This is a genomic window from Aminobacter ciceronei (assembly GCF_014138625.1).
In the GTDB taxonomy this organism is placed as follows: domain Bacteria; phylum Pseudomonadota; class Alphaproteobacteria; order Rhizobiales; family Rhizobiaceae; genus Aminobacter; species Aminobacter ciceronei.
Genome location: NZ_JACJHY010000010.1, coordinates 76744 through 100575, shown reverse-complemented (window position 1 = coordinate 100575; position 23832 = coordinate 76744). Strand labels below are relative to the sequence as shown.

Below are 23832 nucleotides of genomic sequence, written 5' to 3'. Positions count from 1 at the left end.
ACGGCACGCTCGCCGTCCGGCGCGTCCACCCGATGGGAGTGACGACTTGCCCGGCTATCTGATCTTCGAGATCGAAATTACCGACGAGGCCGCCTGGCAGCACTATCGCGAGGTCGCCGGGCCGATCATGGCCGCCGGCGGCGGGCGTTTCGTCTTGTCGGGCGATCGAATCGAAAGCCTCGAAGGCGGCTGGCAGCCGGCGACGATCTCGGTGGTCGAGTTCCCGAGCGCTGACGCGGCGCGCCAATTCTACCATTCTGACGACTACCAGAAGGTGGTGGCACTCAGGCAGCTGGCATCACGCGGCAAGGGCATTCTCGTCGACGTATGACGGGCGCCCTGTGCCGCATATTTCCTAGAGTACGTGGAGGACAAGGTGCAGCAAGGCACTGCGGACGACTACATCATCGAGGCGTCCGGGCTGAGCCGGTATTTCTATGGCTTCGCCGCCGTAAAAGACGTCGACCTCAAGGTCCGGCGCAATACCATCCACGCCCTGATCGGCCCCAACGGCGCCGGCAAGACGACGACCTTCAACCTGATCACCAAGTTCCTGCAGCCCAGCGAAGGTACGATCCGATACAACGGCGAGGACATCACCGCGCTGAAGCCGGAAGAGGTGGCGCGCAAGGGCATTGTTCGATCGTTCCAGATTTCGGCGGTGTTTCCGCGCATGAGCGTGCGTGAAAACGTGCGCATGGCACTGCAGCGGCCGACGGGGACCTCCTATCGCTTCTGGCAAAGCGAACGCACGCTCGGCGTGCTCAACGATCGCATCGATGAACTGCTCGACGCTGTCGGCATGCTTTCCTATCGCAACCATGTCGCGGTCAATCTGCCTTACGGTCGCAAGCGCGCGCTGGAGATTGCCACGACGCTGGCGCTGGATCCCGAGATGCTGCTGCTCGACGAGCCGACCTCGGGCATGGGCCACGAGGACGTAGACCGCATCGCCGAACTGATCCGCAAGGTAGCAAGCGACCGCACTGTCCTGATGGTCGAGCACAATCTGTCGGTGGTTTCAGCCCTTTCCGACACCATCACCGTGCTGGCGCAGGGACGGGTGCTGGCCGAAGGCAACTACGAAACCGTGTCGCGCGATCCGCGCGTTGTCGAAGCCTATATCGGTGGCGCAGATGACTGAGACTTCCCAGGTGGTGCTCGACATCGCCGACCTGCATGCCTGGTACGGCGAGAGCAAGGCGCTCCACGGCATGAATTTCGACATCCGCGAGGGTGAACTCGTCACGCTGCTGGGCCGCAACGGCGCCGGCAAGACGACAGCGCTGCGCTGTATCATGGGCCTCGTGCGCAAGAAGACCGGTGTTATCACCTATCGCGGTGAGAACGTTGCGAAGCGGGCGCCCGAGATCATCGCCCGGCGCGGCATCGCCTACTGCCCGGAGGAGCGCGGCATCTTCTCGAGCCTGTCGGTGGCCGAGAATCTGGAGCTGCCGCCGGTCATCGCCAAGGGCGGCATGACCGTGGACGAGATCCTCGAGCTGTTCCCGAACCTCAAGGCGCGCTGGCAGAGCCCCGGCACCAAGCTGTCAGGCGGGGAGCAGCAGATGCTGGCCATCGGCCGCATCCTGCGCACGGGCGCCAAGCTTTTGATCTTCGACGAGCCGACCGAAGGCCTTGCGCCGGTCATCGTCAAGCAGATCGCCGTCGTGCTCGAGAAGCTGAAGGCGAGGGGCTTCACCATCCTTCTGGTCGAGCAGAACTTCCGCTTCGCTTCCAAGCTCGCCGACCGGCATTTCGTCGTCGACCACGGCAAGGTGGTCGAGCGCTTCAGCCGCGACGAACTCGCCGGCAATGAAGCCAAAATCCAAGCTTATCTCGGGGTGTGATGGCCATGATGGACCTGATTGGCGTTCCGCCAACCCTTCTTTTCGGCCAGCTGCTCGTCGGCCTCATCAACGGTTCGTTCTACGCCATGATGAGCCTGGGCGTGGCGATCATCTTCGGCATGTTGCGCATCGGCAACTTCGTCCATGGCGCGCAATACATGCTGGGTGCGTTCGGCGCCTGGTATCTCATGCGCTTGCCTGAACTGTTCCCGGGTCTTGGTCTGCCGTCGATCGGCTACTGGTGGGCGCTGGTCATCGTTCCGCTGGTGGTGGCTGTCATCGGCGCGCTGATGGAGCGCATCTTCATCCGCCGCGTCTACGATCTCGACCATGCCTACGGCCTGCTTTTGACCGTCGGCCTCGCCATGGCGATCGAGGGTGCCTTCAACGTCTACTACGGTGCCGCCGGCCAGATGTATGGCGTGCCGGAGTCTCTGAAAGGCGGCATCAATCTCGGATTCATGTTCCTGCCGATCTACCGCGCCTGGGTGATCGCTGCGGCAATCGTCGTCTGCTTCGGCACCTGGTACATGGTCGAGCGAACCAAGCTCGGCTCTTACCTCCGGGCCGCGACCGAAAATCCCGATCTCGTCCGTGCTTTCGGCATCAACGTGCCGCGCTTGTTGATGCTGACCTACGCGTTCGGTGTCGGTCTTGCCGGTTTCGCCGGCGTCATGGCAGCCCCGATCTACCAGGTCAGCCCGCAGATGGGGCAGGGCATGATCATCACCATCTTCGCCGTCGTGGTCATCGGCGGCATGGGCTCGATCTTCGGCGCCATCGTTTCCGGCCTGATGCTCGGCGTGATCGAGGGCCTGACCAAGGTCTTCTATCCGCAGGCCTCGGCAACCGTGATCTTCATCATCATGGCGCTGGTGCTGATCTTCCGCCCGGCTGGCCTGTTCGGCAAGGAGACGACGAGCCACTCGGTCGCCGACGTCTCGTCGGGCCGCTCCGGCAGCTTCCTCGAGAACGGTCGCCTGTGGCTCGCGATCTTCACGGTCGGCGGCGTGGCGTTGCCGTTCCTCGTCTATCCCGTCATGGGCATGAAGATCCTGGTGCTGGCACTGTTCGCACTCGCCTACAATCTGATCTTCGGTTGCGTCGGCCTCCTCGCCTTCGGCCATGCCGCCTTCTACGGGGCATCGGCTTATGTGACTGCGCATGCCGCTGCCGCCTGGGGCCTGCCGACCGAGCTCTGCATCCTTCTGGGCGTCATGGTGGCGACGGCGATCGGCGCGTTGTTCGGCTGGCTGGCGATCCGCCGGCAGGGGCTCTACTTCGCCATGATCACGCTGGCGCTGGCGCAGATCATCTATTTCTACGGAGTGCAGGCGCCATGGACCCATGGCGAGGACGGGATCCAGTCGGTGCCGCGCGGCATGCTGTTCGGCGTCATCGATCTCTCCAACACGCTGAACATGTACTACGTGACCCTCGCCGTGTTCCTGGCCGGCTTCGCCTTCATCTACCGCATCATCCACTCGCCGTTCGGCCAGACGTTGAAGTCGATCCGCGAGAACGAGCCGCGCGCCATTTCGCTCGGCTATTCGACCGACCGGTTCAAGCTGATCGCATTCACGCTTTCGGCGATGCTGTCGGGCGTAGCAGGCGGCCTCAAGGCGATCATCTTCCAGCTGGCGTCGCTGGCCGACGTCTTCTTCATGACCTCGGCCGACGTGCTGCTGATGACGCTGATCGGCGGCGTCGGCACGCTGCTTGGACCGGTGGTCGGTGCGGCAGTGCTGGTGACGCTGCAACGCGAGTTGGCCACCCTCGGTGCCTGGGTCGTGGTGGTGCAGGGCATCATATTCGTTCTCTGCGTGCTGTTCCTGCGCAAGGGCATCATCGGCACGCTGGAGGAATTCCTGGCGAACCGCGCCGAGCGCAAGGCCAAGCAGACGGCCGACCACACCGAGGCCACCACCAAAATCACGGCAGCACCATGAGCGCGCCGTCGACTCTGGTCATCGGCATGGGGCCTGGGCTTGGCCAGGCTTTGGTGAAGAAGTTCGCGCGTGAAGGACATCGTGTTGCCTTTGTCGGCCGCCGCGCAGAATCGATTGCACGCTACGAGCAGGAGCTGCGGGCCGAGGGCCTCGACGTTGCCGGATTTGTCGGCGACGCCGGCAAGCCCGAAGAGATGGACCATGTCCATGCGGCGATCCGCGAGCGGCATGGCGATGCCGAGGCGCTGATCTACAATGCCGCCATCATCGAGCCGGCGCGGTTCGTCACGCCGTCGCGGCTGGGCGAGGTGAAATACGGCACCGCCGACGGCTGGAAGTCGCATGGTGAGGCGGCCAGCGTCGACTACGTCGTCGACGCCTTCAGGACCAACGTGGCTGGTGCGCTGCATGCGGCCCAGGCCGTTGCGCCAGGAATGATCGACCGCGGCCGCGGTACGATCCTGCTCACCGGTGGTGTGCTTGCCTTTGGCCCGTGGATCGAATGGGGCGTGACCTCGCTCGGCAAGGCTGCGCTGCGCAGCCTTGGACACTCGCTGGAGAAGGAACTCACCCCTGCGGGTATTCATGTGTCGACTGTCGCCATCCATGGCACGATGCAGGCCGGAACGCCTTACGATCACGATCTGGTCGCCGCTGCCTACTGGAGGCTGCATGTCCAGACGCGCGCAGAATGGCAGCCGGACTTCCACTTCAAGCAGGACGCCGAAGACGGCGGGGATCCCGACGTATGAGCGCGCCCGCGATCAGGTTCGACGGCAAGCGGGTGCTGGTGACTGGCGGCGCCAGCGGCATTGGCGAAACGGTGGCAAGGCTGCTCTCGGATCTCGGCGCACGCGTGGTCATTGCCGACCTGAACCGCGAACAACTCGATCCGGCGCTACAGCGCACCGCAGCAGCCGAGGTCACCCAAGGCGACGTCGCAAGTGAGGACGATGCCGAGCGCATGGTCAGGGAAGCGATCACGGCTCTCGGCGGCCTCGATCTCGTTTTCAACTCTGCCGGCATCGGCGACGACCTCGTGCCGGTGCACGACCAGTCGGTGGAACGCTGGCAGCGCGTCATCGACGTCAACCTCAAGGGCACCTACCTGATGTGCCGCGCCGCATCGCGACCGATGCTCCGACAGAGATGCGGCGCCATCGTGAATGTGTCGTCCATCGTCGGGCTCGGCGGCTTCCCGCGTCGCTCGGCCTATGCCGCTGCCAAGGCAGGGATCAATCACCTGACGCACACGCTGGCCTGCGAATGGGGTCCCTCGGGCATTCGCGTCAATGCGATCGCGCCGGCTTACACGCGCACGCCGATGGTTCAGGCTTTGCTCGAGCGCAAGGCATTCGACCCGACGATCCTGGAACGGCGTACGCCGCTCGGCCGACTGGCGCTGCCGGAAGAAATGGCGCGAGCCGCCGTGTTCCTGCTGTCGGACTGGGCGTCCTACATCACAGGCACGGTTCTGCCGGTCGATGGCGGCTGGAGCGCATTCGGTGGCGCGGGTGATGTGGTGTCCGCTTAGGGACAATGGCCAGGTGTAAGCTGCAATGCAAAAGGCCGCGCATTTGACGCGGCCTTTTGCGTTCTGGTGGCCCGCGTTCACTTGTTCCTGAAATCGTCCAGTCGGTTTTCGCGCAGCGCCAGCACCAGCTCGCGTTTGCGGATCTTGGCGGCCTCGACCGGCATGGTGTCGATGAAGTGGACGGCGCGCGGGGCCTTGTAGGCGGCAAGGCTCTCGCGGCAGTGGCGGATCAGCTCATCCGCGGTCGCGTCCTGTCCCTCTGCCTTCACGATGACCGCGACCGGGATTTCGCCCTTGCTCTCGTCGGGCGCGCCGACCACCGCGCACATGGCGACCGCCGGATGCTTGTAGAGCAGGGCCTCGATTTCCAGCGGATAGACATTGTGGCCGCCGGCGATGATGACGTCCTTCTTGCGGTCGACGATGAACAGGTAGCCGTCCTCGTCGACGTAACCGAGGTCGCCCGACTTCCAGCCGCCATTGCCGAAGGCCTCGGCAGACGCCTTTTCGTCCATCCAGTAGCCTTGGGCGACGCAATCGCCCGAGATGATGACCTCGCCGATCTGGCCCTGTGGGACGGCGTTGCCTTCGTCGTCGACGATCGAGATACGCGAGCTGCCGACGGGCAGGCCGGCGGAGCCTGGCTTCCGGATGCCTGCCGTCGGCTCCATGACGTTCTGGCCGCTGGTCTCGGTCGAGCCGTAAACTTGCGTGACGCGGGCGCCCGACAACTCCTCGAAGCGTCGGATGACCGGCTGGGGCACCGGCGAGCCGCCCGTGGTGCAGATGCGCAGCGACGACAGATCGTGCTTGGCCGGATCGACCTCGTTGACCATGTAGACATACATGGTCGGCGTGCCGCCGAAATAGGTAGCCTTGTATTCGCCGATTTCGGAAAGCACACGCTGGGTATCCCAGCGCTCGTGCAGGACGATGGTGCCACCGGTGTACAGGCAGAGGTTGAGCGTCACGGTCAGGCCGAAATTGGTGAACAGCGGCACGGCGCAGAGATAGACTTCCTCGGCAAAGCGCGTGCGGTGCGAGACCATCATGTCGCGCAGTGTCGAGCACTGGTTGAACTGCGATTGCGCGGCGCCCTTGGGCGCGCCGGTCGTGCCGGAGGTGAAGAACAGGGCGCAGATGTCGTCCATGTGGCAAGCGACGTCTTCGAATGTCGCGGGTGCCGTGGCCATCAGCGAGGTGAGGTCGTCGGTGCTGCCGTCGCCCGAAACGACCAGGCAATGGGCGAGATCGGCGAACTCGGCCCTGATCTCGGAAAAATAGGACCAGGTCGAGCTGTCAGCGACGAGCGCCTTCATGCCGGTCTGGGCAACGATCTTGCGCAGCTCGGCGTGGCGGAACATGGCGCTGAGCGGGGCCGGGATCGCGCCGAGGCGCTGACAGGCCCAGAAGCCGATCGCCATCATCGGCGTGCTCGGCAGATAGAGCCCGACGCGGTCACCCTTGGCCACGCCGCGCGCCTTGAGCACATTTGCCAGCTGTGCCGTCAGTTCGGCGAAGCGGGCATAGGTGATCGTCTCCTTGTCGGAGATGATGAAGTTGCGCTCGCCGATCAGCCGTGCGTTCCGCGCCAGCACCTGGCTCAGGATTTCCATGCTCGTATTTCCTGCAGTCGAAATTGGGATTTTGTGGCGACTAGAGAACTTGCCCGCATGAGCAGGCATCGTCTGCACAGACTAAGCCAGTCCGGGCGCGCCGGTCATGAAATCAGGATGCCGCCATCGATGGGCAACTGGTGACCGGTCATTTTCCGTGACTCGTCCGAGGCTAGATAAAGTGCTGCGTTGGCGACATCGACCGGTTCGGCGATGCCGAGCAGATAGGCGTCGAACTGTGCCTTGAGATGCGGCTCGCGCTCGAAGAAGCCGAGGACTCGGTCGGTGGCGACCGCGCCCGGCACCAGCACGTTGACGCGAATATTGTCCTTGGCGAATTCCACTGCCATCGAGCGGGTGAGCGAGATGACGCCACCCTTGGCCGCCGAGTAGGCGTCGCGGTTGGGGATGCCCATGGCCCCGACGATCGACGAGCAATTGATGATCGAGCCGCCGCCAGACCGCTGCATCAGGGGAATCGCGTTGCGGCAGCAGACCCAGGTGCCGAACAGGTCGAGCTTGATGCAGCGCCAGAACTCCTCGAACGGCGCAACCGTCACCGGGCCGTCGGCTGAACTCGAGCCGCCGGCGTTGTTGTAGAGCACGTCGAGCCGACCCCAGGCGTTCATCACCAGCTTGAACGCCGCCTCGACGCTGTCAGGCTCGGTGACGTCTGTCTCGACATAGAGTGCTGTGCCTCCCGATGTATTAATGGAGGAGGCGATGGCCTCGCCCTTGTCGCGGCTGCGGCCGGCCACCGCCACCTTGGCGCCTTCACGTGCAAAGAGCCGCGCCGCAGCCTCGCCAATGCCGCCGGTCGCGCCTGAAATGAATGCCACTTTGCCTGCCAGACGGGCCATGATGATCTCCTCGAAACGTTATCCGCGAACCTGCGCGCCCGGGCGCCTTCAACATCGTCCGAAGGGACTAAGATTGCCGGACATTTCAGCGGCTTGGCGGCCACAATGCGTGCAGCCTTGTGACTAGTCCCATCAGACGATGTTAGCGGTCTGCCCCTGTCCCATTCCTTGCTTCGATTGAAGAAATTGGCAGTGCCGAAATGGCAGCAACAAGCGGCGTAGGAAAATGAAGGCAGTGATCTGCAAGGAGTTCGCCCCAAGGGCGCAGCTCAGGATCGAAGAGGTCCCTGAACCGTTGGTGAAACCGGGCCAGGTGGTCATCCGCATCGAGGCATGCGGCATCAACTTCTTCGACGGACTGATGGTCGAGGGCAAGTATCAAACCAAGCCCGAGCGACCCTTCACGCCGGGCAGCGAAGCCGCCGGCACGATCATCGCGGTCGGCGATGGTGTCGAGCGTCTGAAGGTCGGCGCGCGCGTGTTGGCCTTTGCCGGCATCGGTGGTTATGGCGAGCAGGTCGCGGTCGATGCCTGGAAGGTGTTTCCGATCCCCGCCGAGATGAGCTTCGTCGAAGCCGCCGGCTTCCTGATCACCTATGCGACATCGCACCATGCCCTCAAGGATCGTGCGCAGATCAGGCCGGGCGAAACGATGTTGGTTCTCGGCGCTGCCGGCGGCGTCGGGCTGACAGCGGTCGAGCTCGGCAAGCAGATGGGTGCGCGCGTCATTGCTGCCGCCTCCAGCGACGAGAAGTTGGCGCTATGCCGCGAATACGGGGCCGACGAGACGATCAACTATTCGACCGAGGACCTGCGCCAGCGGCTCAAGGAACTGACGGACGGGCAGGGCGTCGACGTGGTCTATGATCCCGTCGGTGGCAACATGACGGAAACGGCGGTGCGCGGTCTGGCACTTTTCGGCCGGCTGCTGGTGATCGGCTTTGCCGCCGGCGACATCCCCAAGATCGCGCTCAACCTTTTGCTGCTCAAGCAGTCGGCTTTGATCGGTGTGTTCTGGGGCGCCTATGCACGCTCGGCGCCGGAGAAGAATGCCGAGAATATCGCCGAACTGATGGACTGGTTCGCCAAGGGCAAGCTCAGGCCGCATATCTCGGCCGAATATCCGCTCGATCGCTTCGCCGAGGCGCTCGACGTCGTCATGGAGCGCACCGTCAAAGGCAAGGTCGTGCTGGTGACGGGCAATTCAGGACATAGCAAGGAAGGAGTGCCGGCATGACCGAGCTGCTCGCAAGGACCGTTTCGGTCGCAAAGCAAGGCAACATTCTGGTCGCGACCGTCGACAACCCTCCCGTCAACGCGCTGTCGCATTCGGTCCGGTCCGGGCTGATCGCGGCAGTGAAGGCACTGGAAAGCGATGCCGAGGCGCACGCCATGGTCATCGTCTGCGATGGTCGCACCTTTATCGCCGGCGCCGATATTCACGAGTTCAAGAAACCGATGGTGGCGCCGTTGCTGGGCGAGGTGATCGATACGCTCGACGCGGCAACCAAGCCCATAGTCGCCGCCATTCATGGCACGGCGCTCGGCGGCGGCCTTGAAGTGGCGCTTGCCTGCAGCTATCGCATAGCGCTCGAAGGCTCGAAGGTCGGCCTGCCGGAAGTCAAGCTCGGCATCCTGCCGGGTTCTGGCGGCACGGTTCGACTGCCGCGCCTTGCCGGTGTCGAGCAGGCGCTGGCGATGATCAGCGAGGGCGGCCAGATTTCGGCGCGCGATGCCCAGGAAAAGGGCATCGTCGACGAAGTCGTTTCGGGTGACCTCAAGGAGGCAGCAATCGCCTTCACAGGGAAGGTGATTGCCGACGGCGCCAGGCTGCGCCGTACCAGCGACCTGCCGGTGCCGGCATTCGACGCTGCCGTCCTGGAGATGAGCCGCGCCGCATTGGCCAAGAAATACAAAGGCTTCAAGGCACCTCTTGTTGCGGTTGACCTGATCAAGATGGTCACCGAAACGCCTGTCGCCGAGGCCATCGCCCTCGAATACAAGACCTGCAAGGAGTTGCTGGTCTCGCCGCAGTCCAAGGCGCTGCGCCACATCTTCGCCGCCGAGCGCGAGGCGCTCAAGATCGACGGTGTCGACGCCGGGGTGAAGCCGCGCGACGTCAAGAAGGTCGCCATCGTCGGCCCCGGTACCATGGGGCGCGGGATTGCTTCCTGCTTCCTCAACATCGGCATCCCGGTGACGTTGATCGGCCTCACGGATGAAGGCCTGGCTTCCGCGGTCAGGGCCATCGGCAAGATCTATGAAGGCAGCGTCAAGCGCGGCAGCCTGTCGTCCGAAGAGATGGAGCGCCGCATGGCGCTGCTAACGCCGACGACGTCCTATGACGGCATTGCCGACGTCGACCTGGTGATCGAGGCGGTGACCGAAGACATGGCGGTCAAGAAGGACGTCTTCGCCAAACTCGATGCCGTGCTGCGCAACGACGCCATCGTCGCCACCAACACCTCGTTCCTCGACATCGAGGAACTAGCCGGATCGTCGAGGAACCCGGCGCGTGTCGCCGGCATGCATTTCTTCAACCCGGCCAATGTCATGAAGCTGCTTGAGAATGTGCGTGCAGCCAGTACCGCCGCCGATGTCCTGGCGACCACCACAGCATTGGGCAAGCGCCTCGGCAAGGTGCCTGTGATGGTCGGGCGCTCCGAAGGTTTCGTTGCCAATCGCATGCTTTCCAAGCGTACGCGCGAGGCTCAATTCCTGCTCGAGGACGGTGCGACGCCGCTACAAGTCGACCGCGTGCTAACCGCCTTCGGCTTCCCGATCGGCCCGTTCGCGCTGGCCGATCTCGCCGGCATGGACATCATGGCCGCAGCGCGGGCGGCACGCGTCGCCCGCATGTCGCTGCGCGAGCAGCAGTGCAATATCGTCGACAGGCTGGTGGCCGCTGGCCGCCTCGGCCAGAAGTCCGGCGCGGGCTATTACGTCTATGACGAGAACCGCAAGGCTTCGCACGATCCCGCTGTCGATGAACTGCTGGAAGCGCACCGCAAGGAGCGGGGCTTCACCGCACGCACCATCAGCGACGAGGAAATCCTCGAACGCTGCCTGTTTGCCATGGTCAACGAGGCGGCCAAGATCCTCGACGAGGGTGCGGCGGCGCGACCGAGCGACATCGACGTCATCTGGACCAACGGCTTCGGGTTCCCGACCTATCTGGGCGGCCCGATGTTCTATGCCGATCAGGTCGGCCTGCCGAAGGTCAAGGCGGCGCTCGACAAATATGCGGGCCTTGTGGGCGACCAATATTTCAAGCCGGCCGCGCTGATCGAGCGGCTGGTTGCCGAGGGCAAGGGCTTCTACGGCTGAGGCCGTATCCCTGCCGAAACAGAATGAAGAACAGACGGACTAGGATGCTATGAACAAGGAAATGGACCTGAAAGCGGTCGTCGCCCAGCTGCGCGACGGCATGACGATCGGCTTCGGCGGCTGGGGTCCGCGGCGCAAGCCGATGGCGCTGGTGCGCGAGATCCTGCGCTCGGACCTCAAGGACCTGACGCTGGTGGCTTATGGTGGGCCGGAAATCGGCATGCTTTGTGCTGCGGGCAAGGTCAAGAAGCTGATCTACGGCTTCGTGTCGCTCGACGTGATGCCGATCGAACCCTACTTCCGCAAGGCGCGCGAAGCCGGAGCGGTCGAGGTGTCGGAGCTGGACGAGGGCCTGCTGCTGCTCGGCCTGCAGGCAGCCGGCCACAACCTGCCGTTTGCGGCGACCCGCGTCGGCCTCGGCTCCGACGTCATGAAGTACAACCCGCACTTCAAGACGGTGAAGTCGCCCTATGACGACGGCGAAGTGCTGTTGGCGATGCCGGCGATCAAGCTCGACGTGGCGCTGATCCATGCGAGCCGCGCCGACCGGCTGGGCAACACCCAGACCGACGGTCCGGATCCGTTCTTCGATGGCCTGTTCGCTCGTGCCGCCGACAAGGTGTTCGTTACCACCGAGGTGCTGGTCGACCGCATCGGGGATGAACACTCCGACAAGGCCAAGAGCCAGCTGTTCGAACGCTGCCTGGTGACTGGCGTGGTGTCGGCACCGCTCGGTGCGCATCCGACGGCTGCGCATGAGGCCTATGGTTGGGACATGGGCCACCTCAAGGACTACGCCGCGTCAGCTGGTGAAGAGGGCGGCTGGCAGCGCTATTTCGACCAATATGTGAAGGGCGGCGATGCCAGCTACGCCTCGAGCGTTGGCGGCGAAGCCAAGATCCGCGCCCTGCCGCTCCCCATTTTCTGATCGGACACGACATGACGACTGCAAAAGAATTCACGCTTGCCGAACTGATCGTAGCTGTCGGTGCACAGGCCTGGGCCTCCGATGGTGAGGTTCTCGCCACCGGCATCGGCCCGCTGCCGCGTCTTGCGGCCGGTCTTGCCAAGCTCACCTGCGCGCCCGGCATCATGATGACCGACGGCGAGGCCTATCTTGTCGAGGACCCGATCCCGCTCGGGCCGCGCGGCGACTACAAGCCGAAGTTTTCCGGCTGGATGCCTTACGGCAGGGTCTTCGACAGCGTCTGGAGCGGGCGCCGCCACGCCATGGTGACGCCAGTGCAGGTCGACCGCTACGGTCAGGGCAACATCTCCGCACTTGGCGGAGAGTTCCAGAAGCCTAAGGTCGCCATGCTTGGCGTCCGCGGCTTCCCCGGCAACTCGATCTGCCACAAGAATTCGATGTTCCTGCCCAGCCACTCGAAGCGCACCTTCGTCGAGGGTGAGGTCGATGTGGTGGCGAGCGTAGGCTACAACGCCAAGAACTGGCCGGAAGGCGCCAAGCCCGCCGACGTCAAGCTCGGCGTAGTCATCACCGACCTCTGCGTGTTCGATTTCAACGGTCCTGATCATGCGGCGCAGGTGCTGTCGCTGCATCCTGGCGTCACCTTCGAGCAGGTGCAGGACGCGACCGGCTTCCCGCTGCTGCGCGCCGAAGGCATGACCACCACCGCGGCGCCGACCGAGGAGCAGATGGCGATCATCGCCAGGCTCGACCCGCACAATGTCCGTGCCACCGTCCTGAAGGGCAATCCTCCCGGCGTCCGCGCCGCCTGACGAACCCGCCGCCGGCACTCGCTGCCGGCGGCTCTTCCTGGAATGGCAGTGACGGACGCAAGATGGACTTCGAATACAGCGACAAGACAAAAAGCCTGCTCGAACGGCTTAATGCCTTCATGGATGAGCATGTCTATCCCAACGAGCGCCGCTATCACCAAGAGGTCGAAGCCGACCGCTGGGGCCATCCGCCTGTCTTGGAGGAACTCAAGGCCAAGGCCAAGGCGGCCAAGCTGTGGAACCTGTTCCTGCCGGATTCTTCGCATGGCGCGGGCCTGACCAACACCGAATATGCACCGCTCTGCGAAGTCATGGGCCGGGTGCATTTCTCGTCGCAGATATTCAACTGCTCGGCACCTGACACCGGCAACATCGAAACCATAGAGCGCTATGGCACCGAGGCGCAGAAGGCGCGCTGGTTGCCTGCCATGCTCGACGGGTCGATCCGCTCGGCCTTCGCCATGACCGAGCCTGACGTCGCTTCCAGTGACGCGACCAACATCCAGAGTTCGATCGTCCGCGACGGCGACGACTACGTCATCAATGGTCGCAAGTGGTGGATATCAGGTGTCGGCGACCGCCACTGCGAATTGCTGATCTTCATGGGCAAGACCGACCCGGGTGCTGCCAAGCACCAGCAGCAGTCGATGATCCTGGTGCCGATGGACACGCCAGGCATCAAGGTGCTGAGGCCGATGACGGTGTTCGGTTATGACGATGCACCGCACGGCCACATGGACATGCTGTTCGAGAACGTGCGGGTGCCGGCATCCAACATCCTGCTCGGCGAAGGCCGGGGCTTTGAGATCGCGCAAGGCCGCCTCGGACCCGGCCGCATCCATCATTGCATGCGCCTGATTGGCCTTGCCGAACGCTGCCTGGAGCTGATGTGCCGCCGGGTGAAGAGCCGCGTCGCCTTCGGCCGGCCGATCGGCGAACAGTCGGTGACGCTCGAGCGCATCGCCGAGTCCCGCATCCTGATCGACCAGGCTCGCCTGCTGACGCTGAAGGCCGCCTATATGATGGACACCGTCGGCAACAAGGCGGCGCGCGCCGAAATCGGCATGATCAAGGTGGCCGCCCCCAACATGGCCTGCAAGGTCATCGACTGGGCGATCCAGGCGCATGGCGCTGCCGGGGTTTCGCAGGACTTCGTGCTGGCCAATTATTATGCGCATGCCCGCAAGCTGCGCTTCGCCGACGGGCCAGACGAGGTACACCGCAACCAGATCGGGCGCATCGAACTCGCCAAATACGTGGACTGAGCGGGAGGCGCGCCATGGATGCCAGCCGTTTCGTCGGAACCGAGCCGCTCGCCGCCGACAGCAAGATCGACGTCGCGCGGCTGCACGCCTACCTCAAGGCCAACATTGACGGCTGCGAGGGCAAGCTCTCGGTCGAGCGCTTCCGCGGCGGCCAGTCCAACCCGACCATGCTGTTGTCATTCGACGGCAAGCGCAAGCTGGTGCTGCGCAAGAAGCCCGACGGCAAGCTGTTGCCCTCGGCGCATGCCGTCGACCGTGAATTCCGCGTCATCAGTGCCTTGCGCGACAGCGACGTGCCTGTGGCCGGCGCGCGGCTGCTCTGCGACGACGACAGCATCGTTGGTGCAATGTTCTACGTCATGGATTTTGTCGAGGGACGCTCGTTCTGGGCGCCTGCCTTGCCAGAGCAATCGCCTGCGGAGCGCAAGGCCATCTATATCGAGATGAACCGCGTTGCAGCGGCGCTGCACACCACCGACTACAAGGCGGCCGGGCTCGAGGATTTCGGCAGGCCGGGAGACTATGTCGCCCGCCAGGTGGCACGATGGTCCAAGCAGTATCGGGCGTCCGAGACCGAGACGATCGAGGCGATGGACCGGTTGATCGACTGGTTGCCCGACAATATCCCGCCTGAAACACGGACGTCGCTGATCCATGGTGACTTCCGCATCGACAACATGATCTTCCACGCGACCGAAGCGCGGGTGCTGGCAGTCGTCGACTGGGAGCTGTCGACGCTGGGCGAGCCGATGGCGGATTTCGCCTATCACATGCTGACCTGGCGCCTGCCCAATCAACCCTATCGCGGCCTGGGTGACCTCGACATCGGCGTACTCGGCATTCCCGACGAGCGCAGTTATCGCGACGCCTATCTCAAGGCGACGGGGCAGGACGGCGTTTCCGACCGGCATTGGTACGCCTATCTCGCCTACAGCCTGTTTCGCGTCTCCGGCATCCGCCAGGGCATCATGAAGCGCGTGGTCGACGGCAATGCGGCGAGCGCGCACGCTCGCGAGGCCGGCGCCTTGGCGCGGCCGGTGGCCGAATTCGGCTGGCATTATGCCGAACTGGCGATGAAATCATAAGGGAGGATCGACATGAGCGGACTGTATCCGGCCGAAGGAGCGGCCATCGTCATCGGTGGCAGCGGCGGCGTCGGCGCCGAGATTTGCCGGGTGCTGGCGCGCGACGGTTGCGACGTGGCGTTGACCTATCACAGCAACCAGGCCAAGGCGGAAGCTGCAGCCGAAGCGGTCCGCGGCGAGGGGCGCAATGCCTCCATCTACAAACTCAACATCGAGGATGTTGAGGCGACCCGCGCCTTCATCGACGGTGTGGCGGAAGCCAATGGCGGCATCCATACGGTGGTCTATGCCGCCGGGCCGCTCGTACCGCTGATCCATCTCAGCAAGATTGAGCCCGAGCAGATGCGCAAGCACCTGATGCAGGACGCCTTCGGCTTCTTTAATGTGGTCCATTATGCCATTCCGCATCTGCGCAAGGCACGCGGTTCCATCGTCGCTTGCCAGAGCTCGGCGCAATATCGCTTTGCCGCAGCCGACGGCCTCTCGGTGGTGCCGAAATCGGCGGTGCATGCCCTGATGAAGGGCGTCGCAAAGGAAGAGGGGCGCTACGGCATCCGCTCCAATGGCGTAGCGCTCGGCATCATCGAGACCGGCCAGCACACGGAACTCAGCAAGCTCGGCTATATCGACGACAAGTACATGCAGGCGGCGGCCATGAACACACCGCTGCGCCGCAACGGCAAGGCCATGGACATCGCGGAAGCGGTGTCGTTCCTGGCCTCCAGCCGCGCCGGTTTCATCTCCGGTGAGGTCATCAATGTCGACGGCGGCTATCACGTCTGATCGCATCTGTGGCGCGGGTTCGGTTGCCCGCGCCGTTGCCTCTTCCGCATCGGCCGTTCGCAATCGATGCGTGTCATGGACCCGCCGTTAGTCTTTTCAGACGATGTTCGGCCGCCCCGTCGCTCCTAGCAAGTAGTTGGAAAACTTCGGTTCCGGGCGCTTCGCAGCAGAAAATATCCTCTGCGTTGCCTGCCTGGTTCCCTGCCGACAACAACTGTTCTGGAGCAATCCTTTGCGCGAAGCCGTCATCGTTTCCGTCGCCCGCACCCCCATCGGCAAGGCCTTCCGTGGCGCCTTCAACGACACTGAAGCACCGGCGCTGTCGGGCCACGCGGTGCGCGAGGCCGTCATTCGTGCCGGCATCGCCCCCGACGCCGTCGAGGACGTCATTATGGGCTGCTCGGCCCAGCAGGGCACGCAGGGCTACAATATCGGCCGCCTGACCGCAGCGGCCGCGGGACTGCCTGACAGCGTGCCCGGCATGTCGATCGACCGCATGTGCTCGTCGGGCCTGATGGCAGTGTCGATCGCGGCCAAGCAGATCATCGTCGACGGCATGGAAACCATCGTTGCCGGCGGCGTCGAATCGATCAGCCTGACGCAGAACAAGCATAAGAACAGTTATCGCTCGCGCTCGCAGGCCGTGACCTCGCAGTGGCCGCATATGTACATGACAATGATCGAGACCGCCGAGATCGTCGCCAGGAAATACGGCATCAGCCGCGAGGCCCAGGACGAGTTCTCTCTCGCCAGCCAGTTGCGCACGGCTGCCGCCCATCAGGCCGGCCGCTTCGACGACGAGATCGTGCCGATGGCCTCTCGCAAGATGGTGGTCAACAAGGACACCAACGAGACCAGCTTCCAGGACGTGACGCTGGCGCAGGACGAGGGTTTCCGCGCCGACACCAATCTCGAGGGCCTGGCCAAGCTGAAGCCGGTTTTCGCCGACGGCGAAGTGATCAAGCTGGGCGAATATGTGACTGCCGGCAATTCGTCGCAGCTGTCGGACGGTGCTGCCGCTCTGGTGGTCATGGAGGCAAAGCGCGCCGAACAACTCGGCCTCAAGCCACTGGGCGCCTATCGCGGCATGGCGGTCGCCGGATGCGCGCCAGAGGAAATGGGCATCGGGCCGATCTTCGCGGTGCCGAAGCTGTTGCAGAAGCACGGCCTCAAGGTCGACGACATCGGCCTTTGGGAACTCAACGAAGCCTTCGCCAGCCAGGCGGTCTACTGCCGCGATACGCTCGGCATCGACCCGGAAAAACTCAACGTCAACGGCGGCGCCATCGCCGTCGGCCACCCGTTCGGCATGACCGGCGCGCGCACGGCCGGCCATGTGCTGATCGAGGGCCGGCGCCGCGGTGTGAAATACGGCGTCGTTACCATGTGCGTCGGCGGCGGCATGGGGGCTGCCGGCCTGTTTGAAATCTTCAACTGATCGCACAGAGTAGGGATATAGGAGCGCCCTTCGTCCCAATGGACGCACGGCGCTCCTTTGGGAAGGGACGATGACCGATCTCGGAATTGCACAGGGGCTCAAACCCATTCTGGGGCCTGCAACCCAGCTCGGCTTTGTCGTCCGCGACATCGAAAAGGCGATGCGCCACTGGATCGATGTTTTCGGCGTCGGTCCATTCATCTTCATGGAGCGCGGCGTCAGCCAGCCCGTCAGCACCACCTGGCATCGCGGCCAGCCGGTCGAGGTCGAGCTCAAGCTCGCCTTCGGCTACATGGGTGATGTGCAGATCGAGCTGATCGAGCAGACCAACAACGCCTCGTCACCCTACACGGACTTCCTGGCGGCCGGACGTGAGGGCCTGCAGCATCTGGGTTTCTGGGTGCATGACCATGCCGAGGCGACGGCTCGCGTCGAGGCTGCCGGCTATGAGCGCGACTACGAAATCCGCGTCGCCGGCCAGGACCAGTCGATCCTCTATTACCGCTCGCCTGACCTCTACGGACCGATGCTGGAGATCGTGCCGCCGATGTGGCGCCGATCGCGCCAGGCGGTGCTGGACCATATCCGCGCCTACGCCGGCACGCATCCGATCATCCGCTTCGACACCTACAGCGCCTTCATCCAGCATGCCGGCGTGACGTTCGACTGATTTCGCTGAAATTGCTGTCAGCCGCGGCCGTCGGAACAACCGGCGGCCCTTTGCTATTTGACCAGCTTTTCCAGCTCGTCGATCTGCTGGCGCAGTCCCGAGATGGTCTGGCGCACGGCTTCGGCATCGCGCGGCTGGTCGTGATGGGCACGCAGGCCGGCCAGAGCCATGTCGGCAATGATCTCGCCGATCTCCTGCGGTGTCTTGGCGCCTGATGGCGAGTACCAGCGCGATGTCCAGTTGGCCATGCCGATCACCGCAAAGGCGGTAACCTTGGGATCGACAGTGCGAAACTCGCCTGACGTGATACCGTCGGAGATGCAGCGGACGTAGAAATCATAGATGTGGCGACGGCCCTGGTTGTAGAGCGGACCGAGCGCCTCGGGGATCTGGGTTTCGAGCCGCGACAACAGGATGAAGCGCGAGCCGGAAGACAGGCGGCGGACGATGCCGTCGACGATGGCGCGGCGCAGTCGCTCGGTTGGCGACAGGCCGGGCTCGGCCATCAGCTCCTGCAGCCGGTGTGACGGCGTCAGCGCTTCCGACTCGACGAGTGCTGCCAGCATTTCTTCCTTGTTGCGGAAGTAGTGGTAGACGGCCGAGCGGCCGAGGCCGAGCGCCTGGGCGATGTCGTTGATGCTGGTCTGGACGTAGCCCTTGCTGTCGAACAGCTCCGCGGCGATGTCGATCAGCTGTTCGCGCACCAGCTCCTTGCGCGGATTGGTCGACGCGCGGACCGAGCCGTCGCGATCGAGATATTCTGCGCCTGCGCTGCCATCCATCTGTGCCATACGCGCCATCCTGCTCAAATCAGCAACTCCACGCTTTGGATGTTCGACGCTGCGTTCGACAACCGGGGGTCGAATCGCCCAAAGCCCAGGCTACTGGCCGGATCGAATATAATACGCTTCGCGTTTCTGTAAGCCTGCCGCGATGCAGGATTTTCGTCGTCAGGCGTCAGTGTCATGATCTGGCTTCACCGGCCTCACCGGAGATCGGCCGATAGAGCGGAGCACCGAACAGCGGGCGGCGCGATTGAGGCAGGCGTCCATCGGCATCGATGACGCCATAGCGGCTAGCCAGTTCGGTCGAATAGAAGGTGCCGCCGCTGAGCGTCATGGCGTCGCCGGCGGCATGGATCGCCGCCAGCACACGGCCGATGAAGAACGGCGTCTCGATATGCGGCAGGTTGCCGGCAGTGTCACCGACGACGCCACCTGCGGCGATGCCGGCAAGCGTGCGCTCGGTGCCGATCAGGCCCGGCCACAGTGAAATCGCTGCGACGTCGAAGGGGCGCAATTCGTGCGCCATGTCGTGGGCCAGCTTGTCCTGGCCGGCCTTGCCGACGCCGTAGGGCAGGCTGTGACGGTAGATCTTGCCGCCGGGGCCGGAGGTGTTGGCGATCAGGCCGGAGCGCTGGCGGACCATGATCGGGGCGGCGAAGTGGCTTGCCGCATAGCTCGATCGCAGCCCGACATCGATCATGTCGCGCCAGAGCGACAGTGGGCGCTCCCAGAAATTGCCGTCCGGTACGGCCCAATCAGGCATGGCGAAGGCATTGTTGACGAGCAGGTCGAGACGTCCTTGTTCTGCGTCGACGCGTTTGAACAGGGCCTCGGTCTGGCTGTCGTCAAGGTGATCGCAAATGGCAACGATGCCCTTGCCGCCGGCCTGGTCGATCGCCTCGGCAGTGTCGCGGACGGTTCCGCCCCATGGGCCGATGGCCTTACGATCGCTGCGGCCGGTGCAATAGACGATGAAGCCCGCTTCGCCGAGCGCAATCGCGATGCCGCGGCCGAGACCGCGGCTGGCGCCGGTGACGACGGCGACCGGCCTGTGTTCCATGCCGCTCAATTGGGTTTCCTCTGGTAGCCGAGACCAAGCGGCTGCTGGTTGCCCGCCAGAGCCCCGGCGAAAGCCTCGGCAACCGCCCCGTAGCTCCAGTCGCCTTCCAGGACCGGATCGGCGATCAGTGGATGGGTGACCAAGGACAACTGTTTGCCGGCGATGCGGACGACCTGACCGTTGATCTTCTCGGCGGCGTCGGAAAGCAGAAAGCTGACGACCGGCGCGTTGACGTCGGCGTCGGGCAGGGCGGCGTAGTGCACCTCGCGGCTCGCTGCCTGCTCGGCCATCAGCGCCTTGTTCTGGGCGGCCATTGCGGTTTCCGCCAGAGGCGACAGCGCGTTGACACGCACGCCGGTGCCACGCAGTTCCATGGCCCAGCTGTAGGTAAGGGATGCCACCCCGCCCTTGGTGGCGCCATATCCGCCAAGGGCGACGTCACCGGCCTGGGAGCCAGAGGCGACATTGATGATCGAGCCGCCCGTGCCTGCGGCGAGCATACGCCGGGCTGCATGGCTGGCACAGGCGGCGGTGCCGATGAGATTGATCTCGACCATGCGGCGCATGTCCGTCTCGGTGAGGTCGAGAATCTTGCCGATGCGGAGAATGCCGGCATTGTTGACGACGCCTGTGATGGCGCCGAAAGCATCGATGCAGGCGTCGACCAGCTCTTGGGCATAACTCCAGGACGAGATGTCGCCGGTATGTGCAACGGCCTTGCCGCCCGATGCCACGATCGATTCGACCGTCGACCGCGCGGCGTCGACGCTGATGTCGTTGACGACAATCGCTGCGCCAAGGCTTGCGGCATGGCGCGCATAGGCGGCGCCCAGCCCGGATCCGGCACCGGTGATGACCACCGACTTGCCCTGAAGTGTATTCATTTCGTGTCCTCCCAGCCGGCCACCCTGAACGGACAAGCTCAGGCGGACATCCCACGTTCGGACGATGCCAGCGCAGGCGCCTGCTTGGGCCTGAGGACTGCCGTAAGCCGGTCAGCTCAGCTTTTCACGCTGCTCGACAAAAGGTCGCGCGCTTCGGGCTGGCCGTTGAGCAGACGGTTGATGCGATTCTGGACACGCCAACCTTCTGACGTGCGGACGAGTTCCCAGCGATTGGCACTGGCGCGTTCGACGCGCCAGTGGTCGCCCTGGTTGAGGTACACACGAGAGTAGCCGGTGGCCACGGCCGTGTCTCCGTTGACGGTGACGTGGGGCATGCTCAGCACGTGGGCGCAACCATCGGCGACGTAGTGGATATGCGGTTCGATGTTGACAAGCGAACCGACATTGTCGGCACCGACGAGCGGATCTCCACCGAAATCATATGCACCAGCTTCGGCCCAGAGCGAAGCGGTGGCACTGGCGGTGCGGCTGTCGACCGACGGGCCATAGGTGGCGATCAGCTGATAGATGGCCAACTGGTCTTCCAGTCCTTTGATGCGCGCTTCCAATGCCGCAAATCGCGCTTCGATATCAGACATTTCCCGTCCTCCGCTGCCGTTTGTCGGCTCATAGCTGACCCACTCGACGCGTCCGCCATCGTTCGTTTGGAGGATGAAGGCATTTTCGTCTGACGCGACGGTGGCCGGACATCAGGGGAGGATGGGATGGATCTTGCAGAGCGGATCGCCGCCGAACACGAATGCGCCAAGCTGGTGCAGCGTTATTGCGTGCTTGTCGACGACTACAGGCACGAGGAGCTCGTCGCGCTGTGGGCGCCTGACGGCTTGTGGGAGACCTGGAAAGGGCCACTCAGAGGCCATGCCGAAATGAGCGCCTATCTTGACGCCAAGGCGCAGACCGACACCACGATCCACATGGCGCACAACATCGTCATCGATGTGATCGATGAAGACAATGCGAGCGGCGTTGCGATCTTCACCTTTCACGGCACCAGCCGCAACGATCCGAAGGCGACACTGCCGCGCGTGGTCGGGCGCTATTTCGACCGCTTCGTCCGCACCACTGATGGCTGGAAGTTCGCCCACCGGCGCACCGACATGACTTTTCGCGCCGGCTGAAGAAAGCCGCCACTCCATTTGAAATGAAGAGACTGACATGACAGACACCTCACTCGCCGGCATGGCCAACTCCCTTCTCGGCAAGGTCACTCTGATCAGCGGCGCCGGCGCCGGAATTGGACGCGCCATCGCGCTGGCCTTCGGCCGCTGCGGAGCAATCGTGGTCGTCGCCGAGAAGGACCAGGGTCGCGCCGACAAGGTGCGGGCCGAAATCGATGCCGCCGGCGTCTGCAACATCGTCCTCTGCGCCGACGTCACTGACGCGGCTGCCGTTGACAAGGTGATCGCACGGGTCAGGGACGGCTTCGGCCGGCTCGACGTGCTGGTCAACAATGTCGGTGACTTCCTCGGCGTCCATAAGCCGTTCGCTGAGACGACGCGCGAGGAGTGGAACGCGCTCTACGGTGTCAACCTCGAGCACATCTTCCTGATGACGCATGCCGCACTGCCACTGCTGCGCCGGGGTGAGAGCGCCAGCATCATCAACATCTCGACCATCGAGGCCTTCCGCGGCATTCCCAACTTTGCCGTCTACAGCGCATTCAAGACCGCGATCACCGGCTTCACCAAGAGCCTGGCGCTCGAACTCGCGCCTGAGAATATCAGGGTCAACGCGATCGCGCCGGAGACGACCGAGACAGAGCAGATCCAGATCCTGAAATGGATCCCGGAAGAGCACCAGCACATGATCAAGCGCTGGATGCCGCTGGGACGCTATGGACAGCCTGACGATACGGCGGGCGCCGCACTGTTCCTGGCGTCGCCGCTGTCGAGCTGGATCACCGGTACGACCATCAACCTCGACGGCGGCGCGCTTGCCGCCGGCGGATGGCGTCAGACGGCCGACGGCACGTGGACGAACAGGCCAGTCATCACCGCGCACGCCCACAAGGGCTGACATCAGGCGCCGGCGTCAGGCCCGGCGCGCCTTCTTGGCGTTCAACCCACGGTCTGGGCGCCATCGACGACCAGCAAGGCGCCGGTGACGAAACAGGACTCCTCGGAGGCCAGATAAGCGAAAGCGCTGGCGATGTCCTCGGGCTCGCCGCTTTCCTTGCCGGCAAGCTTGGGCGGCTTGACCATGATGTCGGGGTCCTGGTTCTCGATCGGCTGCAGCCCGGTGCCGATCTCGGTACGGACGCGGCCGGGGCAGATGGCGTTGAAGCGTACGCCCTTGGGGGCGTACTCCGTCGCCAGCGATTTGGTCATGGCGATGATGCCGGCCTTGGATGCGGCATAGGCTGCGGCATAGGCGATGCCCTGCACGCCGGCGGTGGACGCCGTTGAGACGACATTGCCGCGCGAGGCGACGAGTGCCGGCAACGCCTGATGTACGATGTGGAAAACGCTCTCGAGGTTGATGCCGAACACCAGCGACCAGTCTTCGCCGGTCTGGTTGGCGAAATGATCGCGCCGGTAGATGCCGGCATTGTTGATGAGACAATCGAGGCGGCCGTGCAGCGCCAGCGCGTCATCGACCATACGGCGCGCCGAGGCGGTGTCGGCTGCGTCATAGGCGATGGCGTCGGCGCGGACACCGTATTGCGCGGCCGCGGTGGCGCAGACCTGTCTTGCGCCTTCGACGTTGCGGTCGGCGAGGATCAGTGTTGCCCCCTCGGAGCCCAGGCGGAGGGCGGTCGCGCGGCCGATGCCGGATGCGGCGCCGGTGATCAGCACCACCTTGTTGTCGAAACGCTTGAGCGCCATAGTCTCCTCCAGTGCAATGCGCGACCGCTTCGCGCCGGCCGTCTGAGGCGAGTAGACTAGGGCGGGCCAAGCACCAGCATCCCACATTTGGACGATGTTGCTGGCGCTGGCCGGTGGCATCCGGCATGAAGCGCTTTGCC

General features: G+C 64.0%; 24 protein-coding genes and 1 pseudogene. 18 read left to right on the top strand and 7 right to left on the bottom strand.

All coding sequences use genetic code 11. The annotated features are described in order from the left end of the window. Positions 1–46 precede the first annotated feature (46 nt). From HNQ95_RS12410 to HNQ95_RS12385, 7 genes and pseudogenes are all read left to right on the top strand, one after another. Positions 47–331, top strand: a complete 285-nt coding sequence (locus HNQ95_RS12410) for a DUF1330 domain-containing protein (protein ID WP_067962140.1) — start codon at positions 47–49, stop codon at positions 329–331. A 45-nt stretch (positions 332–376) separates the two neighbouring features. Then, positions 377–1144 (top strand): ABC transporter ATP-binding protein, encoded by a 768-nt coding sequence (locus tag HNQ95_RS12405; RefSeq protein ID WP_067966563.1) that lies wholly within the window; start codon positions 377–379, stop codon positions 1142–1144. Beyond that, a complete protein-coding gene (locus tag HNQ95_RS12400) occupies positions 1137–1850 on the top strand; it encodes an ABC transporter ATP-binding protein (RefSeq protein ID WP_067962138.1) in 714 nt (237 codons plus the stop codon). Before HNQ95_RS12405 ends, HNQ95_RS12400 begins: the two co-directional genes overlap by 8 nt. 5 nt (positions 1851–1855) lie before the next feature. Beyond that, positions 1856–2764, top strand: a pseudogene (locus HNQ95_RS34080) (branched-chain amino acid ABC transporter permease); the annotation flags it as partial. A gap of 126 nt (positions 2765–2890) precedes the next feature. After that, complete coding sequence (locus tag HNQ95_RS34075; protein ID WP_312870929.1) at positions 2891–3799, top strand: branched-chain amino acid ABC transporter permease; 909 nt, start codon at positions 2891–2893, stop codon at positions 3797–3799. Next, entirely contained in the window at positions 3796–4551 is a 756-nt protein-coding gene (locus HNQ95_RS12390) for an SDR family NAD(P)-dependent oxidoreductase (RefSeq protein WP_246340695.1), read from the top strand. The genes HNQ95_RS34075 and HNQ95_RS12390 overlap by 4 nt, the downstream gene beginning before the upstream one ends. Then, positions 4548–5333, top strand: coding sequence for an SDR family NAD(P)-dependent oxidoreductase (locus tag HNQ95_RS12385; protein WP_182574173.1), 786 nt, complete (start codon positions 4548–4550; stop codon positions 5331–5333). Before HNQ95_RS12390 ends, HNQ95_RS12385 begins: the two co-directional genes overlap by 4 nt. A 77-nt stretch (positions 5334–5410) precedes the next feature. On the opposite strand, the gene HNQ95_RS12380 is transcribed toward HNQ95_RS12385, so the two are convergent. Continuing rightward, positions 5411–6949, bottom strand: coding sequence for a class I adenylate-forming enzyme family protein (locus tag HNQ95_RS12380; RefSeq protein WP_067962133.1), 1539 nt, complete (start codon positions 6947–6949; stop codon positions 5411–5413). 104 nt (positions 6950–7053) lie between these two features. Then, positions 7054–7809, bottom strand: coding sequence for an SDR family NAD(P)-dependent oxidoreductase (locus HNQ95_RS12375; RefSeq protein ID WP_154386528.1), 756 nt, complete (start codon positions 7807–7809; stop codon positions 7054–7056). 226 nt (positions 7810–8035) lie between these two features. Here HNQ95_RS12375 and HNQ95_RS12370 point away from each other — a divergent pair, with 226 nt between their 5' ends. The 9 genes from HNQ95_RS12370 to HNQ95_RS12330 all read left to right on the top strand — a co-directional run bounded on the left by HNQ95_RS12370 (position 8036) and on the right by HNQ95_RS12330 (position 18117). Further along, positions 8036–9046: an NADPH:quinone oxidoreductase family protein gene (locus HNQ95_RS12370; RefSeq protein WP_067962130.1), complete on the top strand. Its 1011-nt coding sequence runs from the start codon at positions 8036–8038 to the stop codon at positions 9044–9046. Continuing rightward, entirely contained in the window at positions 9043–11136 is a 2094-nt protein-coding gene (locus HNQ95_RS12365) for a 3-hydroxyacyl-CoA dehydrogenase NAD-binding domain-containing protein (RefSeq protein WP_067962128.1), read from the top strand. The genes HNQ95_RS12370 and HNQ95_RS12365 overlap by 4 nt, the downstream gene beginning before the upstream one ends. 49 nt (positions 11137–11185) lie before the next feature. Beyond that, positions 11186–12064 (top strand): CoA transferase subunit A, encoded by an 879-nt coding sequence (locus HNQ95_RS12360; RefSeq protein WP_182574172.1) that lies wholly within the window; start codon positions 11186–11188, stop codon positions 12062–12064. An 11-nt stretch (positions 12065–12075) separates the two neighbouring features. Beyond that, complete coding sequence (locus tag HNQ95_RS12355; RefSeq protein ID WP_067962124.1) at positions 12076–12876, top strand: CoA-transferase subunit beta; 801 nt, start codon at positions 12076–12078, stop codon at positions 12874–12876. Between the two features lie 62 nt (positions 12877–12938). Continuing rightward, positions 12939–14141, top strand: a complete 1203-nt coding sequence (locus tag HNQ95_RS12350; RefSeq protein ID WP_067962122.1) for an acyl-CoA dehydrogenase family protein — start codon at positions 12939–12941, stop codon at positions 14139–14141. A gap of 14 nt (positions 14142–14155) precedes the next feature. Beyond that, positions 14156–15226, top strand: coding sequence for a phosphotransferase family protein (locus HNQ95_RS12345; protein WP_067962120.1), 1071 nt, complete (start codon positions 14156–14158; stop codon positions 15224–15226). Between the two features lie 12 nt (positions 15227–15238). Next, positions 15239–16009 (top strand): SDR family NAD(P)-dependent oxidoreductase, encoded by a 771-nt coding sequence (locus HNQ95_RS12340; RefSeq protein WP_067962117.1) that lies wholly within the window; start codon positions 15239–15241, stop codon positions 16007–16009. Positions 16010–16241: 232 nt separating this feature from the next. Continuing rightward, positions 16242–17447 (top strand): acetyl-CoA C-acyltransferase, encoded by a 1206-nt coding sequence (locus HNQ95_RS12335; RefSeq protein ID WP_067962115.1) that lies wholly within the window; start codon positions 16242–16244, stop codon positions 17445–17447. A 70-nt stretch (positions 17448–17517) separates the two neighbouring features. Beyond that, entirely contained in the window at positions 17518–18117 is a 600-nt protein-coding gene (locus tag HNQ95_RS12330) for a VOC family protein (RefSeq protein ID WP_067962113.1), read from the top strand. A gap of 53 nt (positions 18118–18170) precedes the next feature. Here HNQ95_RS12330 and HNQ95_RS12325 read toward each other — a convergent pair whose 3' ends face one another. The 4 genes from HNQ95_RS12325 to HNQ95_RS12310 form a co-directional block, all read right to left on the bottom strand. Continuing rightward, complete coding sequence (locus HNQ95_RS12325; RefSeq protein ID WP_246340694.1) at positions 18171–18908, bottom strand: TetR/AcrR family transcriptional regulator; 738 nt, start codon at positions 18906–18908, stop codon at positions 18171–18173. A gap of 172 nt (positions 18909–19080) precedes the next feature. Next, positions 19081–19962: an SDR family NAD(P)-dependent oxidoreductase gene (locus tag HNQ95_RS12320; protein WP_067962109.1), complete on the bottom strand. Its 882-nt coding sequence runs from the start codon at positions 19960–19962 to the stop codon at positions 19081–19083. Positions 19963–19967: 5 nt separating this feature from the next. After that, positions 19968–20846 (bottom strand): SDR family NAD(P)-dependent oxidoreductase, encoded by an 879-nt coding sequence (locus HNQ95_RS12315; RefSeq protein ID WP_067962107.1) that lies wholly within the window; start codon positions 20844–20846, stop codon positions 19968–19970. Between the two features lie 116 nt (positions 20847–20962). Then, the gene (locus HNQ95_RS12310; RefSeq protein ID WP_083948589.1) at positions 20963–21445 is read right to left on the bottom strand and encodes a nuclear transport factor 2 family protein; all 483 of its coding nucleotides are present in this window, start codon (positions 21443–21445) and stop codon (positions 20963–20965) included. A gap of 126 nt (positions 21446–21571) precedes the next feature. Here HNQ95_RS12310 and HNQ95_RS12305 point away from each other — a divergent pair, with 126 nt between their 5' ends. After that, positions 21572–21985 carry a nuclear transport factor 2 family protein gene (locus tag HNQ95_RS12305; protein ID WP_182574171.1) on the top strand — a complete coding sequence of 138 codons (414 nt, stop codon included), beginning with the start codon at positions 21572–21574 and terminating at the stop codon, positions 21983–21985. Between the two features lie 37 nt (positions 21986–22022). After that, positions 22023–22883 carry an SDR family NAD(P)-dependent oxidoreductase gene (locus tag HNQ95_RS12300; protein WP_246340693.1) on the top strand — a complete coding sequence of 287 codons (861 nt, stop codon included), beginning with the start codon at positions 22023–22025 and terminating at the stop codon, positions 22881–22883. A gap of 41 nt (positions 22884–22924) precedes the next feature. On the opposite strand, the gene HNQ95_RS12295 is transcribed toward HNQ95_RS12300, so the two are convergent. Further along, positions 22925–23692, bottom strand: coding sequence for an SDR family NAD(P)-dependent oxidoreductase (locus HNQ95_RS12295; protein WP_067962102.1), 768 nt, complete (start codon positions 23690–23692; stop codon positions 22925–22927). Positions 23693–23832: the final 140 nt, after the last annotated feature.

Bases quoted from the DNA above. Each gene is read 5' to 3' on its own strand.
- HNQ95_RS12385 (WP_182574173.1), top strand. From the start codon at position 4,548: ATGAGCGCGCCCGCGATCAGGTTCGACGGCAAGCGGGTGCTGGTGACT.
- HNQ95_RS12380 (WP_067962133.1), bottom strand. From the start codon at position 6,949: ATGGAAATCCTGAGCCAGGTGCTGGCGCGGAACGCACGGCTGATCGGC.
- HNQ95_RS12330 (WP_067962113.1), top strand. From the start codon at position 17,518: ATGACCGATCTCGGAATTGCACAGGGGCTCAAACCCATTCTGGGGCCT.
- HNQ95_RS12340 (WP_067962117.1), top strand. From the start codon at position 15,239: ATGAGCGGACTGTATCCGGCCGAAGGAGCGGCCATCGTCATCGGTGGC.
- HNQ95_RS12300 (WP_246340693.1), top strand. From the start codon at position 22,023: ATGACAGACACCTCACTCGCCGGCATGGCCAACTCCCTTCTCGGCAAG.
- HNQ95_RS12315 (WP_067962107.1), bottom strand. From the start codon at position 20,846: ATGAATACACTTCAGGGCAAGTCGGTGGTCATCACCGGTGCCGGATCC.
- HNQ95_RS12345 (WP_067962120.1), top strand. From the start codon at position 14,156: ATGGATGCCAGCCGTTTCGTCGGAACCGAGCCGCTCGCCGCCGACAGC.
- HNQ95_RS12350 (WP_067962122.1), top strand. From the start codon at position 12,939: ATGGACTTCGAATACAGCGACAAGACAAAAAGCCTGCTCGAACGGCTT.
- HNQ95_RS12370 (WP_067962130.1), top strand. From the start codon at position 8,036: ATGAAGGCAGTGATCTGCAAGGAGTTCGCCCCAAGGGCGCAGCTCAGG.
- HNQ95_RS12355 (WP_067962124.1), top strand. From the start codon at position 12,076: ATGACGACTGCAAAAGAATTCACGCTTGCCGAACTGATCGTAGCTGTC.
- HNQ95_RS12360 (WP_182574172.1), top strand. From the start codon at position 11,186: ATGAACAAGGAAATGGACCTGAAAGCGGTCGTCGCCCAGCTGCGCGAC.
- HNQ95_RS12390 (WP_246340695.1), top strand. From the start codon at position 3,796: ATGAGCGCGCCGTCGACTCTGGTCATCGGCATGGGGCCTGGGCTTGGC.
- HNQ95_RS12320 (WP_067962109.1), bottom strand. From the start codon at position 19,962: ATGGAACACAGGCCGGTCGCCGTCGTCACCGGCGCCAGCCGCGGTCTC.
- HNQ95_RS12305 (WP_182574171.1), top strand. From the start codon at position 21,572: ATGGATCTTGCAGAGCGGATCGCCGCCGAACACGAATGCGCCAAGCTG.
- HNQ95_RS34075 (WP_312870929.1), top strand. From the start codon at position 2,891: ATGGGCATGAAGATCCTGGTGCTGGCACTGTTCGCACTCGCCTACAAT.
- HNQ95_RS12400 (WP_067962138.1), top strand. From the start codon at position 1,137: ATGACTGAGACTTCCCAGGTGGTGCTCGACATCGCCGACCTGCATGCC.
- HNQ95_RS12325 (WP_246340694.1), bottom strand. From the start codon at position 18,908: ATGGCACAGATGGATGGCAGCGCAGGCGCAGAATATCTCGATCGCGAC.
- HNQ95_RS12365 (WP_067962128.1), top strand. From the start codon at position 9,043: ATGACCGAGCTGCTCGCAAGGACCGTTTCGGTCGCAAAGCAAGGCAAC.
- HNQ95_RS12310 (WP_083948589.1), bottom strand. From the start codon at position 21,445: ATGTCTGATATCGAAGCGCGATTTGCGGCATTGGAAGCGCGCATCAAA.
- HNQ95_RS12295 (WP_067962102.1), bottom strand. From the start codon at position 23,692: ATGGCGCTCAAGCGTTTCGACAACAAGGTGGTGCTGATCACCGGCGCC.
- HNQ95_RS12375 (WP_154386528.1), bottom strand. From the start codon at position 7,809: ATGGCCCGTCTGGCAGGCAAAGTGGCATTCATTTCAGGCGCGACCGGC.